Raw genomic sequence first — 19,757 nt, forward strand, 5'->3', positions numbered from 1 at the left:
ACACCCACTCAAAACATAACACGGTAAATCAGTCTCCACGCTCTGTAAGAATACACGTCATACACGTTCAGCGTACTAAGGAGATACTCTCATCATGGCACACGAACTCTTTGCACGTATTGCCGACATCCTTTCGGCACCTTCTGAAACGCAGGCTCTCATCATGCACGAGACACTTGTCATTGCTTGTCACGAAGGATTGAAGAATACCCGACATGGTTTCGGTAACCTTTCATCGCAGGTGGAGTCGCTATGTAGGCAACATCACATAGCTCCGCAAGACATTGTAGCAATACAGAAAATGCGTCGGCATAGTAACTCTACAGCCCCCATTCTACCCGACGACGTGGCCTACGACTGTCGTGCCTTGGCTATCTTCGTCTCTGCAGTCGTACAGGAAGCTATCCCATCGTTCCTTGTTAAGAGGATTCCTGCACGTGGACGCACAACAGAGAACATACAGATAATGAATTATCGATACATCCGCTGTATCGTAAGAGAGTGGGATGACAAGACGATTCAGGTAGCCGTAACCAATCAGGACAGTAGCGAAGAGCTTCTGGCAGTAGACTATATGGACACACCAGAGTATATTGATTTCAGCTACTTACGCCCTATGCTACGCGAAGGGATGCAACTGAACCTCCTTGACTGTACTGTCACACGCAAGAAGGTAGTACCACGTCTTGTCGTTGTTGAGCCAGACTATCTCATAGACATCTCTACCATTGCCAACTGTTTTGAGTCATACGGACATCATCCGTTGCTCTTCACCGTCAACCGACTTAGTCCTCGTCTCAGTAACAAATATTTTCTTTTGGGTAACTTTGCTGGTTCTGCCCTCGACGACATCATCAATCATCCTGCAGAATACGACATTAAAGACACCTTTCGGTCGAATTTTAGAGAGAAGGCTTTGGACTATGCCACCTGTCCTGGCTTTGATGCAGCATCGTTCAAACAAGATGCTGAACGACAGGTAGAGAACATCAAGGAGATTGTAGACGAAATCTTCCGTAGTTTCGACCGCCAGAAAGCTATCCTCGAACCGTCGTTTGTATGCGAGCGGTTAGGCATACAGGGGCGTGTAGACCTTATGACGACCGACTTAAAACTGCTTGTTGAACAGAAGTCGGGCAAGAATCGCTTTATAGAAAACAAAAGCCGCAATGAACATGGGTCGCTCCATGTAGAGAAACACTACGTGCAGTTGTTGCTCTACTATGGTATTCTGCAATATAACTTCCAACTTAGTCCAAAGAACTCACACATTGAGTTGCTGTATTCTAAGTACCCTCTACCTGACGGACTACTTGAGGTTGAACCACTGCAAAAGCTGATACGTGAAGCTATTCGCTTCCGTAATCAAGCTGTGGCAACGGAGTTCTGGATGGCAGAAAATGGTTTTGAAAAGATATTACCACTGCTTACTCCGCAAACACTGAACACTGAGAAGCATGATGACGATTTCTATAAACGTTATCTACTACCGCCACTCATAGCATTACTGGCACCACTCCATCAGCTCAATGAGCTCGAAAGAGCCTATTTCACACGTATGATGACCTTCGTTATCAAGGAGCAATTAGTTTCAAAAGTGGGTGTGCAAGAGGGCGTTGGGAGTAGCAATGCCGACCTTTGGAACATGCCGCTTGCAGAGAAGAAAGAGACGGGTAACATCTATACAGGACTGACTATCACCGAGAAAGAGCGTAGTAGCTCGTTCAACGGATACGATACTATCACACTCTCCGTGCCTCAGCAGGGCGAAGATTTCCTCCCTAACTTTCGCAGAGGAGACGTGATTTACCTCTATGCATACAAGAAGAAGGAGGCTCCTGACGTTAGGAAGAGTATTCTCTTCAAAGGTTCTCTACAGGAGATACACGGTGACAAACTTGTTGTGCACCTCAATGACGGACAGCAAAACCCTAACCTCATCAGCGGAGACTACTTCGCTATTGAGCATGCGGGGAGTGACATCGGGGGTACATCGGCTATCAGAAGTCTACACACCTTCATCACATCAAACGAAGAACGGCGTCAGCTGCTTTTAGGACAACGTGTGCCACGCAGCGACAAGTCGCTTACCTTGCCTCGTAGCTACCACCCCGATTATGACGAAATCGTCTTGAAAGCAAAGCAGGCACAGGACTACTTCCTACTTATCGGTCCTCCTGGTACGGGTAAGACTTCACAGGCTCTGCAGTTCCTTGTGCGTGAAGAACTGGCTGGCAACATCTATTCGCAATCAGCAACAGCTTGTATAACGAATGTTTCTATGCCTAACAACCCATCAGAAACCATCAACACCCAAGACTCAACACCCACCACCCAACCATCCATCCTCCTCCTTGCCTATACAAATCGCGCTGTCGACGAGATTTGTAATATGCTGACTGAGAACGAACTCGACTACATCCGCATTGGTAATGAGTTCAGTTGTGATCCGAAATACAGTGATCATCTATTGAAGGAGGTGTTAGATGAGAATGCAACCCTCAACAGTATCAAGTCTACCTTGGTTGCTGCTCGCATCGTAGTAGCCACTACCTCTACTATGAACAGTAATGCTTCGCTCTTTAACATCAAGCATTTTGACCTCGCTATCATCGATGAAGCAAGTCAGATATTAGAGCCTAATGTGATTGGACTACTGTCTGCCCGACATGGAGAAGAGCGTGCGGTAGATCGGTTTATACTAATAGGCGACCATAAACAACTGCCTGCGGTGGTGCAGCAACAAGACTCTTTAGAGATGGATGAGAGCCATCAGATTCTCAAAGACATCCATCTCTTATCCTGTGCTAATTCCTTGTTTGAACGCCTTATCCTTACCGAACGGGCAGCTGAAAGAACTGATTTTATTGGTACACTACACAAGCAAGGACGCATGCACCCCGACATTGCCGACTTTGCCAATCGTAAGTTCTATGCTAAGGAACGATTGGAGTGTGTTCCATTAGCCCACCAGTTGGAAGAAACATTAGCCTACAACGAAGCAAGCGAAGACGAAACTGACGAGCTGTTAAAGGCGCATCGTATGATATTCATCCCTTCAAAACCTTGTAGACAACTGAATATATCAGAGAAGGTAAACATGGAGGAGGCTCGTATCATTACTGACCTGCTTAAACGACTATACCGACAACTCGGCAAGGACTTCGATGCACAGAAATCTGTTGGGGTCATTGTGCCTTATAGAAATCAGATTGCAATGATTAGAAAGGAGATAGAGAAACTTGGTATTCACGAACTTGAAGAAATCAGTATAGACACTGTTGAACGCTATCAGGGTAGCCAGCGTGATATTATCCTGTATTCGTTCACTATTCAAAGTCGCTATCAACTTGACTTCCTGACGGCCAACACCTTCTATGAAGATGGTCTGCCTATTGACCGTAAATTGAATGTTGCTATCACGAGAGCCCGCAAACAGCTAATTCTAACAGGTAATGAACCGACATTAAGACAGAACCAACTATTTGAAGAGCTTATTGACTATATCAAAGAGAAGGGTGGATACTATACGTGGGGATAGATAAGGTGAGGAAAAAGTATATGTGGTAACATTTCTTGTTATGGATATGCACAAGGGATGTGGGGCATAGTCTCTAATAGTGCTGAGGATTAAAAGGCATCTTGTAGATTATCAACTCTATTGTAAGTTAGTATCAGAAAGGAGTTACACAACCGCATATAAACCTAATGGAGAAGGTGGGTAGGACTCGTTATAACAATCTACAACATACGTGTTTTGGCTTAAAAGTAAGCCTAATTACGGCATCTAATTTACGAATTGAGAATTAACAAGCCTCCTCATGCCGTTATTCAACTGATTTTCCGTAACTTTGCAAACAGATAAAAAGTAATAAAAGATGAAGATAGAAGCGCAAATTACCATTGCTGCACTTGCAGCTGTCAAGGAGTTATATGGGACAGAAGTCCCAGAGAAGATGATTCAGTTGCAGAAAACACGCAGCGACTTTGAGGGTAACCTTACACTCGTAACATTCCCACTACTGAAGACTTCACACAAGAAGCCTGAGGACACGGCACAAGATATAGGTGAATACTTGAAGAAGAATTGCAAGGCTGTGGCTGACTTCAACGTTGTTAAGGGTTTCCTTAACCTTGTTATTGCACAAGCAGCATGGACGGGTCTGTTGAACGACATTAACGCTGACGAGAAATTCGGCGAGAAGCCGGTGACAGAGGAGAGTCCTTTGGTGATGATTGAATACTCTTCACCTAACACTAATAAGCCTCTCCACCTCGGACATGTACGTAACAACTTGCTCGGTTGGTCGTTGGCACAGATTATGGAGGCTAACGGCAATAAGGTAGTAAAGACGAATATCGTTAATGACCGTGGTATCCACATCTGTAAGTCTATGTTGGCTTGGCAGAAGTGGGGCAATGGTATCACACCAGAAAAGGCTGGTAAGAAGGGCGACCATTTGATTGGTGACTTCTACGTACTATTTGATAAGCACTTTAAAGAGGAGTGTAAGCAACTGCAAAAGCAGTATGAAGAAGAAGGTATGACGGCCGATGAGGCAAAAGAGAAGGCTGAACATGAGGCTCCACTGATTAAGGAAGCACATGACATGCTCGTTAAGTGGGAGAATAACGACCCTGAGATACGTGGTTTGTGGGAGATGATGAATAACTGGGTTTACGCTGGTTTCGATGAGACTTATAAGGCGTTAGGAGTTGGTTTCGACAAGATCTACTACGAATCAAACACCTACCTCGTTGGTAAAAAGAAGGTGGAAGAAGGTCTTACAAAGGGACTCTTCATCCGTAAAGACGATAACTCTGTATGGGCGGACCTAACAGATGAAGGCTTGGACCAGAAGCTCTTGCTGCGTAAAGACGGTACATCAGTTTACATGACACAGGACATTGGTACGGCAGAGATGCGCTTCAACGACTTTCCTATCGACAAGATGATTTATGTCGTGGGTAATGAGCAGAACTATCACTTCCAAGTTCTATCCATACTCTTGGACCGCTTGGGCTTTAAATGGGGTAAAGACCTTGTTCACTTCTCGTATGGTATGGTCGAACTACCGAACGGCAAGATGAAAAGTCGTGAGGGTACGGTTGTCGATGCGGATGATCTTGTAGCCTCAATGATTGTGAATGCGAAGACACTTAGCGAAGATAAGGTGAACAAACTAGAAGGTATTACAGAGGAGGAGAAGGACGAGATTGCACGTATCGTGGGTCTGGGAGCTTTGAAATACTTCATCCTTAAGGTCGACGCACGTAAGAACATGCTATTTAACCCAGAGGAGTCTATCGACTTCAATGGTAATACTGGCCCCTTCATTCAGTACACCTACGCCCGTATTCGCAGTATTCTTCGTAAGGCCGAAGCACAGAATATCACCTTACCAACATCCCTTAGCGACGATGCACCGCTCAATGAGAAGGAGAAAGCACTCATTCAAAAGCTCAACGACTTTAGTGTTGCTGTCGCACAGGCAGGTGTTGACTATAGTCCAAGTGGTATAGCAAACTACTGCTATGAGCTCACCAAGGAGTTTAACCAGTTCTATCATGACTACAGCATACTCAATGCAGACACCGAAGCAGAGAAGATTACCCGCTTGATACTTGCTAAGAACGTAGCTAAAGTTATCAAGAACGGTATGGCACTACTTGGTATTGAGGTACCAGAGAGGATGTAAAACTATCTCTCCGACCCTTCCAAGGACGGGGAGACCTAATGGGGTTATAGATTAATATACCTTGTAGAAAGCTTACTACACAATAGTTTATTAATCTGTACCCCCTCTTTTGATTTACTTATAACGAAGAGTAAGAACCATTAGTAGGGAGTAATAAATAAGAGAAAACAAACTATAATGGCTTTGGAATCAAAGAACAACAAACAACAACAGCAGTAAACAGCAAATTCAATGAGCCAACTTGTAAACCCTCCTACCTACCGCAACGATACCGTATTGCCGTTGCCACCTGAGGTGCAATGTCCCTCTTGGGCTGTTGACGCCGCTTGTTCTGGTAATCCAGGACCTATGGAGTATCAATGTGTTGACCTACAGACAGGAGAACAAGTATTCCATTTTGGTCCAGTAATGGGGACGAATAATATAGGTGAATTCCTTGCTATTGTTCATGCCTTGGCCTTGATGGAGAAACAGGGAATCAAGGACAAAGTCATTTACAGCGACTCTTATAATGCCATCTTATGGGTGAACAAAAAGCGTTGTAAGACCACTCTCGTACGTAACGCAGGTACAGAACAACTCCACCAGGTCATCGCCCGCGCTGAACACTGGCTCAAAACGCATAAGATAACGACACCTATTATAAAGTGGGAAACAAAGAAGTGGGGGGAGATACCTGCTGACTTTGGAAGGAAATAAGCCCTTGTCCCAATCTTCTTAAAGAGAGAAAGACATGGTTTAGAGGCTCATTCCGCCCTTTACTAAGCGTAGCCAAGATCTAAACGCAAATAGCTTGAAACACCCCATTTCAGCCTTCTTAAAAGAGGAGAAACCATTAATAAAAAATTTATTTCGCTCCTTCTAAAAGCCAGATAACCCTTACTTGTAAGCCTTTTTCAGCCTTCTTTAAAAAAGAGCGACCCATATTGAGACACCTACCTCAGTCCACCCAACAGAGAAAGAACCCTATTCTCTTTTCCTTTGAACTAACAAGCAAACTCCCGTCAAGGCTATACGTCAATAAAAGAAAACAAAAAGCTTCAGTAAGTCTCGGCCTACTGAAGCTTTTCTTATATCTTACATTATCCCCAAGCCCTTTCCCCTTTAGAAAAGTGAAGCAGACAGTCTCTCACCCTAACGGGCTTTCGTTAGTCGCTTCCTACCATCGGAAGAGGTTAGAGAAGTTGCCTACCTAAACTACCTCCCGTAGGTTCTTTTCCTTCTTTGTAGGACTTGGTTAGAGATTGTTAACCGTATATTATATTACCGTTCTCGTCCTTATATTCATCAAGACCCTTCTCGTATGTGGCCATAGCACGTAGACTCATACCTACATTAGAGAAGCCTCCATCATGATAGAGGTTCTGCATTGTAACCTTACGAGTAAGGTCTGAGAACATTACGATACAATAGTCTGCACACTCATCAGCACTTGCGTTACCCAATGGAGACATACGATCGGCGAAGTCAAAGAGCTTATCCATACCCTTAACACCAGACCCTGCGGTTGTCATTGTAGGTGATTGAGAGATGGTATTGATACGTACATGCTTCTCGCGGCCATAGATGTAGCCGAAACTACGGCCTATGCTCTCCAATAAAGCCTTAGCATCTGCCATGTCATTGTAGCCGTAGAAGGTACGCTGAGCTGCCACATAAGAGAGAGCAAGGATTGAGCCATACTCATTGATAGCATCCAACTTCTTAGCACTCTGTATCATCTTATGGAATGATACAGCAGAGATATCGAGTGTTGTATCAAGCAGATTGTAGTCCAAATCATCGTATGTACGATGCTTGCGCACGTTTGGTGACATACCAATTGAGTGTAGAACGAAGTCGATCTTACCCCCCAACACTTCCATAGAGCGCTTGAACACGTTCTCTAAGTCCTCTACATTGGTTGCGTCAGCAGGGATAACCTCGCAGTTCAACTTCTCTGACAGGGCATTTACTGTACCCATTCTCACTGCGACAGGAGTATTTGACAAAGTGATTACTGCACCTTCCTCAACGGCTCTCTCAGCTACTTTCCATGCGATAGACTTCTCATTGAGGGCTCCAAAAATAATACCTCTTTTACCTTTTAATAAGTTGTAACTCATAATCTACGTTATTCAAATTTGGTGTAAAGGTAAGAAAAAAAGGCTGATTTCCCAAGGATTTATACATAAATTACGTCAAAATGACATCTATAAATGCCAATACTCCCCCCGTGTCTTGGCTTTGTTATCGACATTAGAGCCTTTATCAACCTACCGTTAGCCTAATTTCTACCCTACTTCCTACGCACTATTACACAACGTAACATATATATCAACAGCATCCCTGTAGACCCCACTAATGCCATAGCCATGTCCTTCTGTGCATCCCACATGTCTCCTTGCTGTCCGTTATAATTGTCGGCTACATCCGAAGACATGACGATCGTCAGTAGCCACTCAAATAGTTCGTAAATCATACTACCCGTCTGAACCATCAGCCACGCCATGAAAACAGCTACAACAGATGATTGTTTTACCCACTTCCTACAAACATATACGAAATAAGGAAAGAACAACACACCAAATGAGAAGTGTACTAACCGGTCGTAGTGATTGCGTGGATCGTGAAAGAAACCTCTTTCTACCAAACCTAATGAGACCGCCCACTCCTTATAGGGGACGTAGGAATAAATGTAACGGGCACCTATAACATGAAGAACCGTGAAACAACTAATACCGATAAAGGCCGACATTGGCAATCGCTTCCTAAACACATCGATGGTCAAAGGTACCAATAACAAGACTGTACCAATATGTTGTAGCACCTGTTCATTCGGATAAATCGGGTGAATACAGGTAACGATAGTTAACGTCACCAGCATTAATACGATTGTAAGTCTTATCTTATCCATCATCAAACTTTTAATCTATCAACACACCAAAGGTGGCTTTTTCTTTTACAGATTAATACTTTTAATACACCTCTTCAACATCTTCTCATCCCTAACAAGCCTCAACTAAAACGCTCAATCAATACGAACGCCCTTTGTAGGTCATAATCACATGCTTGATTTTCTCCGTCTGCTCCCTATCGTAGGGGCTAATCCTTGGGTCTTTAAGACTCTTCTCAATCATAGACAACAAGGTCTCATTGTCTTCATAGAACGTCAGGAAAGGATTAGCACCATGCTCCAAAAGATAAGTAACAACCTCATAACGTCTACCGATCATCGCTATCGTAACAGCTGAATAGCTTTTGTAAGTGCTATCATTAGCTGTGTAATACTCTTGATAGTTTACGTCTGCACCATGTTTCAACAATAACTTCACCATTGAAAGCGCCCCTCTTCCTGCTGCCATGTCCAATGGAGCCAAACTGATAGTATCGTCTTCGGAATCTGGTAGGCGCTTAAAATCTTTCAAGTAAGATTTTATTGGTTTCACCGTAGCCCCGTGTTGCAGTAATATCTCCGCTATCTTGAGTTGCTCCTCAGATGGATTTGGAATTTCACAAAGGCTTATCAATGGCGTCTTACCATCATACCAGTTACTGAGATTTGGTTTAGCACCATGCCTTAATAAGCTCTTCACTGTAGCTACATTCCCATCCAAGCAAGCAAACCTCAGCACACTCTGCCCATAAAGCGTGTCTTGGAAGTTCACCAGCTTTGGCTGACTGGATAAGATACGATCGATCTCCATTGTATCATTATCCTCCACTGCTGTGGCAAGCTCGGCAGCTGGTGTATCACGATATATCGTATATCTATACCCATCCAACGTAGAAGGACCTGCAGGACGAAGTGCTAACCAGATTATCAACAAGCCTATAATCAACACAAGAATGGCATGCGGAATAATCGAGATGAGCACCTTATGATAGCGTCGATACAGAACAGCTCCCAACTGAACCACCCCGATAAGCCATAGAGAATAGCTATTGAAGAGAAGGAGCATACCAATTCTCTCCAATTCATTAGTAGGTCCGTCATAGTTCATTATAGTCCAAATAAAGACAAATGGAGCAATCGGAACAGGCGTAAGGAATACCCATGAGACCCTTCTTAACCACAAAGGAAGAGTATTATCAAAAATACTTAGTTTCATAAGATTACATATATAATCAGCAACAAAGATACGAATTTCAATAGCTAAAACATACCATTAACGCAAAAAAAACGCTACAGTAAGACATAAGCAAGCTTTTTTAAGTTAAACAAGCCGCTACTTCTAAAAGGTATCAAGGGCTTTTAATAGTAGAACAAGCCGCTATTTCTAAAAGGAATCAAGAGCCTTTAATAGTAGAACAAGCCGCTAACTCTGAAAAGAAACAAGCGCTTTTAATAGTAGAATAATGCACTGCTCAAAAATGGTAACAAGCGTTTTTTATTAGTATAAAAGCCGTCATTTATTAGTCGCCCGTCCCTGTTCCACCTCATCCCCCCATCCCCTTCTCGAATTATTTTCATGAAAAAAAATAATTTTCTTCATGAAAAAAAATATTTATTTACGTGAGAAAAAATATTTCTTTTCATGAAAATAATTTTAAGAAGAAGGTTAAGCATACCAAAACCGTCGTGATTTCTTTACATTTTCAAGGTGCAAAATACCCCTTATCTAAGCTCTTATATTCCTAAAAGGGCCCATGACTGTACCACTAATAACAAAGTTGTAGATGGCTATTTAGGCCATGGAGGGATGAAATATACAAGGGGGATAACCAAACAATAAATAAAACAAAATCAGAGACAGTCGACTATTCGATTAAATAGTAATAATAGTAAGATGATTAAAGACGAATGACAGCCCTTCAATCATCCCCGTAATCACACATTATTCTTATTTTCATCTGAATAAATATGGCTTCTTCATAGTTTTTTTGTATTTTTGTCTACTCAAGTAAACTATAAGTAATATGTTTAAAGCAAAGCCATTTATCAAATGGGTTGGCGGTAAGACCCAACTCATTGAACAACTTGAAGCACAGCTTCCAGCTGACTTTGATAATTGGGAGAATGCTACATACATAGAGCCATTCGTAGGTGGAGGAGCCATGCTCTTCTATATGTTACAGCGTTATCCTTGTATTCAACATGCTATCATCAATGATATCAACAGCGATCTCTGTACCTGTTATCAAACGGTTAGAGACCTACCAGAGCAATTAATAGAAGCATTGTACGATATAGAAAACACTTATCGGGACCTTAAAACAGAGGAAGAACGTAAATTATTCTTCCTAAACATGCGTGAACACTACAATCAGAAGGACTTAAAAGCAGTTGAGAATACGACATTATTCTTTTTTCTTAATAGGACTTGCTTTAATGGACTCTATCGTGTAAACAAGCGAGGTCTGTTCAATGTCCCCTTTGGTAAATACGCAAATCCTACTATTTGCGATCCTAATACCATTCGAAGAGATAGCGAACTGTTACAACGGGTTGAGATTATCAATGCTGACTTTGAGGCAACATTTGACTATGCTCAAGGCAAGACTCTCTTTTATTTTGACCCACCCTATCGCCCTTTAAGTAACACTTCCAGTTTTAACGATTATACAAAAGAGGCTTTTAACGATAACGCTCAGGTAAGATTAAAAGAATATTGTGATAAGATTCATGATGCTGGCCATAAATTTATGCTTAGCAATTCAGACTGTAAAGGAATGAACGGAGACGACAATTTCTTTGATAATCTTTATAGATCTTACTCAATAGAACGCCTCGTAGCTTCAAGAAGTATTAACTCCAACCCTCATAAAAGAGGAAAACTAACAGAGATATTAGTACACAATTATTTGAATACTAAGGCCAACACCGCCAAAGTAAGCTACATCGAAAACTTAAGACTGGAAAGAGAAGCAAACTTAAAAACGCATATCGTCTAACTTAATCATAATGAATATGGAGAAAAACTTTGGAACTTTCATGTCTCAACTACGGGAAACAAACCAAACATTAGGCTTCTTCTGCGATTTTGATAAAATATCTAATAATGTTGAGAACATAAAGTTAAGCCTATGTATGCTGAATAGTCTCATAGGAACAAACGACCTTCGACGAAGTGTTGAAACGATTTGGGGACGAGACAAAACGGCTTTCAGCATCTTAGATACCCTCATTGCTGTTCGCAGTAATGGGCAGAAGAAGGTGCTTAACGCCAATGGAGAGTGTGTTGCTCTTAACAGTTTCTTTGAAAGCGTGGATAGTGTTGTTGAGTATTTAGAGGACACTGGACTTGCTCATATACTAAAAGAAGGAAGGATAAAGAACCTTGTTGATTACGTCTTCGGCATCGAAACAGGTCTTGATAGTAATGCTCGTAAAAATAGAAGTGGGCATGTTATGGAGAACATGGTATCTAAGATATTTGATGACAACAATATCACTTATCGAAAAGAAGTGTATTCTAAAGAATGGACAGACATTAAAAGAGTTTTAGGAGATGATGAGAAGCGCTTTGATTTTGTAATAGAAGCACACCAAAAAACTTATCTTATAGAAGTAAACTTCTATAGCGGAGGAGGCTCAAAACTAAACGAAGTTGCTCGTGCATATACTGACATTGCACCAAAAGTAAATTCAGTTCCAAACTTTGAGTTCGTATGGATTACCGATGGTATTGGCTGGAAGGATGCAAGAACTAAACTTCATGAAGCATATAACATCATCCCCAGCGTCTATAACCTAACAAGTATAAGTGATTTTCTGAAGCTTATTAAAGAATGATCTCATCCTTTTATAAATCACCAAACAACGATTTCACACTTATTCAAGGTGATTGTGTTGATACCTTATCAAAGTTTAAGTTTGGCTTTGATATGGTCTTTGCGGATCCTCCCTACTTCCTGTCAGGTGGCGGTATCAGCTATCAGAGTGGCAAGATAGTCTGTGTGGATAAGGGTGTTTGGGACAAACCAACTACGCCAGAAGAGTTGGATACTTTCAATCTGCGCTGGCTTTCTGCTGTACGTGAGCACATGAAAGACAATGCCACGATATGGATATCAGGTACACATCATAATATTTTCAGTGTACAACAACAGTTATTAAAATTAGGATTCAAGATATTGAATGTTATAACATGGGCTAAAACGAATCCTCCACCCAATATTTCTTGTCGTTATTTTACATTCTCTACTGAGTTTATTATTTGGGCGCGTAAATCTTCAAAAGTACCCCATTACTTTAACTATGCCTTAATGAAAGAACTAAATGGGAATAAACAGATGACAGATGTATGGCACTTACCAGCTATTGGGATATGGGAGAAGACATGTGGAAAACATCCTACACAAAAACCATTAGGCCTATTAGCAAGACTAATTCAGGCAAGTACTGAAGTTAATGCGTGGATTCTCGATCCCTTTAGTGGGAGTGCTACAACAGGCATAGCCGCAAACTTGTTGGGAAGAAACTATCTTGGGCTGGAGAAGGAGGAAGAGTTTCTGAATATGAGTAAGGCAAGAAGACTTGAATTAGAAGACCCAAACATTCGATGGAGTTACCTCAAACGATTAGAAAAGAATAACATCATACCCGCATCGGACACCTCTGTCGTATCCGATAGCTCACAAGCGTGCTACAACACTCCTTGGATTTAGGATACTGTTAATTAGGTGTCATAAAGATATCTATCTAAGAGATATTGGCAAACATATCTACCACATAATCTTTAAATAGGTGTTAAGACATAGTAACACCACCTAATTAGGAAGATGTTAGGGAGATGTATCAAAAATAAAGAAGAATTACTCTGCAATTTAAAAGATATAGAATACGGCTTCTCGGGGACGTAAATAGAAAAAGACAAAGACAACATGCTTAACTTTATTTGGTAGAGGAACTATCTTTATTGGTTTAATCTGGTGAAGGATGTCTACGCCTTTCTCCAAGCCGATTTGTGGATTACTCAACAACTGCTTATCAATCTACTTGAGAAAACGGAACGAGGGAGAGGGGTGCCTTACGTCTCCCTCTATCAACAAGACTTTATTGAAAAAGAGGTGTATTGGCTCTTTGGAAATATTTTATATAGCGTATTGTAAGGTAGAAGAGACAACAAAAAGGCGGACAGATTTGGGTATCTGTCCGCCATATTAAGGTTTCATTCTCCTCTTTCAAGCTAACATTCGTTAGAATCTCCTTCCCTTTCAGAGAGAATGGGAAGGGTTCTATGAGAAGCGTGAGAGAGTTTGGATTACTTCTTCAAAATAACTTGTAAACTATTGAAATCGTATGCTTTATCAAGAGCAGATAACACATCTGACCACTGAGAAACTGGCACTCGGTACTGCTTATACACCTTCTCGAAAGTCATTAATAGTTTACCATCCTCGACAGAAGCCTTTGAAGTAAAGGATATTGCACTATTATCTACATTAGAATTGAGTTTCTGCAAGCTTTCGGGAGATACTGTATAACCATTAGGAATGGTCAGACGTACTGTAACAGAGTAGGTTCTTGGGTAAGGATAGATAATATCTACATTGCGCTGACGCTCTGCTCCCTCTATATGAACCTGTTGGCCGACAAGCTGACCGACAGAGACTACAAGGTTTCGACCGGCTTTCTTGACCAGACCATCCATCTGGTAATCTACAAGATAAGTAAAGGGTTTATCCTTCTCACCGCATGAGAGTACCTTAGTGTCATTCACTTTCACTGCCGCACGGTCGTGATATCCCTTAATCTCATCGCTGAAGTTATCAGCAATAGACTTCTTATCTTGCTCTGCACGTTCTGCTGCTCGCTGGTCAGCAACGTTTAATCCCTTGTCATAAAGCTGTGCGAACTTTGTTACGCCATAGTCAGCACCCCATGCCCGAGCCATCTGCTCGGCTGAAGTATAGTCCATGATGTTACCTTCCTTGTCGCATCCTGTGGTTGCATCTTGGCGTTTGATGTTCAGCAAGATACCATCGATAGTAGCATCAATATCCACCTTCTCCGTGTTATCCTTCGCCTGACTACCCGGCACTGTCACGTTTCTAAAAGGTCCTTTTTGGAACTTCTTCTTGGCATCAGTAGCCACAGCGTCTCGGTTCTGATAGATAGAAGGGATGGTGTTAGCCGTAGTAACGTATCGAGTACTTAGAGGGAAATAACACTGACCATTACTCAACATGAATCCATCTGTTACGTTCCAGATATTCGCCAACTGCCCAATAGGTTCGGTCATGCGGTTAGTTACCAACAAACGTGAGTAGGGTACTTTGAGCTTATCAAGTAGGAATGCGAATACAGAACCAAAGTTCCTGTAGGAGAAATAAGGATTATTATGCACCAAGGTATTCAACATAGCGAAGTTGTAGACATAGTTTGCTCTCTCTGTTGGATCGCTGATTTTCTTCGCTTCATCAATCACTTTGTTGAACATCTTATAGAATGTCCACTTGCTAGTAGTCACATCCCAGAGTGTCCAAGCATCTTCTTGAATAACCTTCGCATCGGGGTTTGCCTGCAAACCTTTGGTCTTCATACTCTTTGGAATGTACTCTAAAACTACGTCCGCATTGATGAATAACATTGTATAAGGTGTCTGCGCCAATGGATTGTAAGCGTAATCGGGCATAGTCTTATCGATATTCTTCTCACGAACATCAAGAACAACAGCATCCTTGTCAGCGCCTTGCTTAAAGTCAGGAGCACCATTCATTGTGCGGTACTGAGTGCATAAGTCCTTATCAATAGAGCAATGAACCTGATAATCAAGGATAGGATATTGACCACCAAAGAAGAACACTATTGGGTCAATATTCTCCTCTCTTAACTTGTCATAGTCATAGTAGAAGTAGTCAATCATGTCGCCTACTTGCAGATTAGGAACAGCAAGCTTTGCATGTTTCTCTTCTCCTTTCTTTCCTTCGTTATCGTCTTGATAATCCTTTTCTTCTACTTCCTTAATCGTTCCATCGGGCTTGATAACACGCACACCGAGCACTGTTCGGCGGTCGTTACGCCATAGTCCATTATTGAGAGAATAGTCGTATGTGCGGAACTCAAACGTAGAGAACTTGTCCAAAGCAGCCTTATCATTAATCTTCACAAGGTTACGGACGAGGTGAGTACCCGTACATTGCTTCACCTTACCAAGGCTAAGCGCACTGAAGCGGTTGCTATAGTCGACTCCAACCTCCTCATATCTCGCCAAGACAACAGCCGACTCTTTATTATACTGTGCCGGTACTGTACGATTGTTGAATTGTGGGAGATCCTTCTTCCAGACCTCCGCTTTCACTTCACGTGCAAACTTTTGATAGTCCTCATCATCGAATGCCATCATAGGAAGAGCTATGATGGTGAGGAGTAGCAATGTGATTAGCTTTTTCATAATTATATGTATTGAAAATAATTAATAGCAGTTAAAACGAACGAAGAAAAGGCTATCTTCGCTTCAAGACAACTTGCTCGTTACAAGCATCTGTCCACTTCCTTAGCGCATCATTCCACTGTGGTATGTTCTTTAATGGGATTTGCCTTTTGTTTATTTGCATCTTTTGACGGAAAGTGATAACGTTCCCATTCTGCACAAATTGGCAGGTGAACGTACCCTCTGGAGTATTAAAGGTAGCTGAAGAAGGTAAGTAATCTACACGATAACCAGCAGGAATGGTTAGCACAGCTTGCCTAACTACATTGCATCGAACTGGTAAATAGAAATCATGTGTACGTTGTGTCGTATCTATGCGAGCATCGAAGAGATTATTATGTGGACTCATCTCGATATATAACTCACCATCAGCCTGTTGCACAGCAGGCTTATTAACGACGTTACCAGTAAACTTTCCCCATTCGTGGCGAGGATCATCATCCACCCATTTCACGTCAGACACCGTCATATTATGTGTGTCTGAATTAAGGTTATTGGCAAGTAAATCATCGTTATGTTTGCTCCCAGCCTTGTCAGAAACCGTCATAAACCATTCCTTCATATCGCCTCGAGTCATATAGGTAGCCGTTCCCACAAGTGCATCTCCTTGTAGTTGGTAATTGTAAGAGAGGCTATCAATAGACTCATCAGGCTTTCTGACGGGCACAATCTCAAGTCTTGGGCGGTCGCCATTGGCAATCATTGCTTGCGAGCCCTGTATGTGCTGCGGTGTATAAGTATATGGGATGTGCTTGCAAGTAGCATCAATAAAGTAAGTCTTACCTTTATATAAGAGCGTACAAATCACGTGATCGGCACTTGCAAGAGTAGGGACATCACTCATCTTGAAGGGTATCTCCTCCGTTCCTATATCTGTCCAACGAGCATCGAAACCCTGTGCTTTAAGTAAGGTAGTGAGCAATAAGGCCATTCCCTTACAATCACCATAACGCTTACGGAGCACCTCGGCAGGTGTATCTGGGCGATGCCCGGCTATTCCTGCTTCGTAGGCTATGTATCTAATGTTGTCTTGCACCCATCGATAAGTGTTGCTTATGCGGTCTTCGGGAGTCTTACTTGTCTTATTAATCTCGGCTAAGAGCGACTGAAGATTAGGTATATTGCAATCCACGTCAGCCATTTTCATCGACCAGGTGTACAAGTCGTTGACATCAGCAAAGGGACCGATAATTAAAAGATAAGGATAGACACTTGAAGAAGGAGGCATGTGCGGATCCTCTTTCATACGATTGCAGTTCGTCATGGTATAGCGGTAAACTTCATCCGTAGGTGTTGACTCATGTGTTACCTGTATGTTATAGCCCTCAAAGTTCATCTCTTTAAGCCTATAACCAGCCAATTTCTTAGGAATAGTGATGGTCAGTGTCTTGTGCTGAATGAAATAGTCCTCGAGCAAATAAACACGTGTGAAATACTTAATATCCTTAAAGGTGCGCTCAAAGGAAGCACTGCTTGTTTTGCCTTTCTTACTTATCTCACCTTGAAGGGTGCATGCCTTCGTATCGTCGTAGAACACATTTTCAGGAGTGACATTCGTATATTGCTTCTGACCATGCCCCGAGATATTATCCAAAGAGATAAATTCTCCATAGAAGACAGTGGTTTCTGGCATTACTTTCGTCACAGAATTAGACTGATAAGTGATTTTCTCTATGTTCTTTACAATAGGTTTATCACCATCAAAAGTCAATGTGTATTGTTCGTCACATTGTGAGATAAGAATCTTGTCATCCCATTGTTGTGCCTGAGCATAAGTCGTACAGCACGTGAAAAGAAGTACTGTAACCAGCGAACGGATTGTTTTTAAATAGCTTACCATCTGAAGATAAAATAGATAGAAATCGTTATACTGCCTATTGGTAATAACTTGAAAATGTGAAATAAAGACCACGTGCAAAGATAGAAAATTATTCTGAATAGGACATAAAAGTCTTATATTTTTTTAATAACATCGTAAAATTATGTTGTTGTTACCTACTTTCTTTTTAACTTTGTTGCATGACTAAGAACCCAAGCAATAATTATCAACAATGAAGAATACCTATCTCTTCCATTTCACGAGACGCCCTTCTCCCCTGTACGTAACGGCTTCGTTGATGTCAATAGGGGCTCTCCTTCCAGCTAAAGCACAACAAATAAAGACACAACCCAATATTATCTTCTTTATGGTTGATGATATGGGATGGCAGGATACGTCCCTTCCTTTTGCAGATTCGATTACCGCTAATAATCGAAAATACGACACCCCGAATATGGAAAGACTTGCTGCAGAGGGGATGATGTTCACAGATGCGTACGCAACACCTATCAGTTCGCCCTCAAGATGTAGCTTGATGACTGGCATGAATATGGCACGGCATCGGGTAACGAATTGGACCTTACATCGCGACCAGATGACAGATGGGAAGCGAGATGGGGTCACACTACCTGATTGGAATTACAATGGTATTGCACAGAGTGGTAATGTGGGGCATACAGCAAAGGCGATTTCCTTCGTACAACTACTAAAGAATGCGGGCTATCACACCATACATTGTGGGAAAGCACACTGGGGTGCGATTGATACTCCAGGTGAGAATCCCTGTCACTTTGGCTTCGATACAAACATAACTGGTACTGCTGCTGGTGGCTTAGCAACCTATCTTAGTGAGCGTAACTATGGCTTTACTAAGGATAGAAAGTCCACATCTCCCTTCGCAATACCTGGCTTGGAACGTTATTGGGGGACTGGCATCTTTGCGACTGAAGCCCTTACACGGGAGGCGATAGCGGATTTGGAGAAGGCAAAAAAGTATGACCAGCCGTTCTATCTATATATGTCTCATTACGCCGTACACGTTCCCATCGACCGAGATATGCGCTTCTATCCCACCTATCGTGCACGTGGACTATCGGAGAAGGAGGCTGCCTACGCCTCGTTGATTGCTGGAATGGATAAAAGTTTGGGCGACCTCATGGACTGGGTGGCGCAGGCTGGACTCAAGCGAGAGACGATTATCATCTTTATGAGTGATAATGGAGGACTTGCCTCATCGTCCTATTGGAGAGACGGGGAGCTTTACACACAGAATGCACCACTCAAGAGCGGTAAAGGGTCACTATATGAAGGAGGGATAAGAGTGCCTTTCATTGTGAAATGGAACCACGTAGTAAAGCCCAACTCACGTTCGCATACACCGATAATCATCGAGGACCTTTACCCTACCCTGCTCTCTATGGCGGGAATCAAGCACTATCATGTACCACAGACTATTGATGGGAAAGATATTACACCGATACTTCGTGGTAGGCAACAGGGTTTTGAGAAGCGTCAACTGGTGTGGAACTATCCCAATATATGGGATGGTGAAGGACTGGGCATCAGCCTCAACTGTGCTATTCGTGAGGGAAAGTGGAAACTAATCTATTCGTATCTTACAGGGAATAAAGAGCTTTATGACCTCTCAACCGACCTCTCCGAGAATCACGACCTTGCTCCCTCTCATCCCAAACTTGTGGCCCGCCTTTTCCACCACCTCACCTCCCATTTACGTAAGATGAGGGCCCAGCAACCGATTGTGGCGCACAAAAAAGAAGCGTATCCACAATCCCAGTAACTCATACTCTACAATGCCAATGATTATTCATTACCATCGAACAAAACTTTAAGCATCCCTTATAAAATAAAAAATCCCTTGCA

At 42.2% G+C, this 19,757-nt stretch carries 12 protein-coding genes; 7 read left to right on the forward strand and 5 right to left on the reverse strand.

The window, feature by feature from the left end:
• The first annotated feature begins 94 nt into the window (after positions 1 to 94).
• From CHB62_RS01575 to CHB62_RS01585, 3 genes are all read left to right on the forward strand, one after another.
• Positions 95 to 3,541 carry an AAA domain-containing protein gene (locus CHB62_RS01575; protein ID WP_089365414.1) on the forward strand — a complete coding sequence of 1,149 codons (3,447 nt, stop codon included), beginning with the start codon at positions 95 to 97 and terminating at the stop codon, positions 3,539 to 3,541.
• Between the two features lie 337 nt (positions 3,542 to 3,878).
• A complete protein-coding gene (gene argS / locus CHB62_RS01580) occupies positions 3,879 to 5,699 on the forward strand; it encodes an arginine--tRNA ligase (RefSeq protein ID WP_089365415.1) in 1,821 nt (606 codons plus the stop codon).
• 231 nt (positions 5,700 to 5,930) lie between these two features.
• Positions 5,931 to 6,398, forward strand: coding sequence for an RNase H family protein (locus tag CHB62_RS01585; RefSeq protein ID WP_089365416.1), 468 nt, complete (start codon positions 5,931 to 5,933; stop codon positions 6,396 to 6,398).
• A gap of 548 nt (positions 6,399 to 6,946) precedes the next feature.
• Here CHB62_RS01585 and CHB62_RS01590 read toward each other — a convergent pair.
• The 3 genes from CHB62_RS01590 to CHB62_RS01600 all read right to left on the reverse strand — a co-directional run bounded on the left by CHB62_RS01590 (position 6,947) and on the right by CHB62_RS01600 (position 9,790).
• Entirely contained in the window at positions 6,947 to 7,804 is an 858-nt protein-coding gene (locus CHB62_RS01590) for an enoyl-ACP reductase FabI (protein ID WP_009012595.1), read from the reverse strand.
• Between the two features lie 173 nt (positions 7,805 to 7,977).
• Positions 7,978 to 8,598, reverse strand: coding sequence for a DUF2238 domain-containing protein (locus CHB62_RS01595; RefSeq protein WP_089365417.1), 621 nt, complete (start codon positions 8,596 to 8,598; stop codon positions 7,978 to 7,980).
• 115 nt (positions 8,599 to 8,713) lie between these two features.
• On the reverse strand, positions 8,714 to 9,790 hold the full coding sequence (locus CHB62_RS01600) for an ankyrin repeat domain-containing protein (RefSeq protein WP_089365418.1): 1,077 nt from the start codon (positions 9,788 to 9,790) through the stop codon (positions 8,714 to 8,716).
• Positions 9,791 to 10,598: 808 nt separating this feature from the next.
• Here CHB62_RS01600 and CHB62_RS01605 point away from each other — a divergent pair.
• From CHB62_RS01605 to CHB62_RS01615, 3 genes are read left to right on the forward strand one after another with little or no spacing between them, the layout of a single operon-like run.
• Complete coding sequence (locus CHB62_RS01605) at positions 10,599 to 11,573, forward strand: DNA adenine methylase (protein ID WP_089365419.1); 975 nt, start codon at positions 10,599 to 10,601, stop codon at positions 11,571 to 11,573.
• Between the two features lie 16 nt (positions 11,574 to 11,589).
• Complete coding sequence (locus tag CHB62_RS01610; RefSeq protein ID WP_089365476.1) at positions 11,590 to 12,414, forward strand: type II restriction endonuclease; 825 nt, start codon at positions 11,590 to 11,592, stop codon at positions 12,412 to 12,414.
• Positions 12,411 to 13,289: a DNA-methyltransferase gene (locus CHB62_RS01615; RefSeq protein ID WP_089365420.1), complete on the forward strand. Its 879-nt coding sequence runs from the start codon at positions 12,411 to 12,413 to the stop codon at positions 13,287 to 13,289. Before CHB62_RS01610 ends, CHB62_RS01615 begins: the two co-directional genes overlap by 4 nt.
• Before the next feature lie 596 nt (positions 13,290 to 13,885).
• Here the strand turns inward: CHB62_RS01615 and CHB62_RS01620 are convergent.
• Complete coding sequence (locus CHB62_RS01620; protein ID WP_089365421.1) at positions 13,886 to 16,018, reverse strand: DUF3857 domain-containing protein; 2,133 nt, start codon at positions 16,016 to 16,018, stop codon at positions 13,886 to 13,888.
• Positions 16,019 to 16,070: 52 nt separating this feature from the next.
• Positions 16,071 to 17,897 (reverse strand): transglutaminase domain-containing protein, encoded by a 1,827-nt coding sequence (locus CHB62_RS01625; RefSeq protein WP_176414832.1) that lies wholly within the window; start codon positions 17,895 to 17,897, stop codon positions 16,071 to 16,073.
• A 211-nt stretch (positions 17,898 to 18,108) separates the two neighbouring features.
• On the opposite strand from CHB62_RS01625, the gene CHB62_RS01630 reads away from it, so the two are divergent.
• Positions 18,109 to 19,674, forward strand: coding sequence for a sulfatase (locus CHB62_RS01630; protein ID WP_089365422.1), 1,566 nt, complete (start codon positions 18,109 to 18,111; stop codon positions 19,672 to 19,674).
• Positions 19,675 to 19,757: the final 83 nt, after the last annotated feature.

It is taken from the genome of Prevotella jejuni, assembly GCF_900187995.1.
In the GTDB taxonomy this organism is placed as follows: Bacteria; Bacteroidota; Bacteroidia; order Bacteroidales; family Bacteroidaceae; genus Prevotella; species Prevotella jejuni.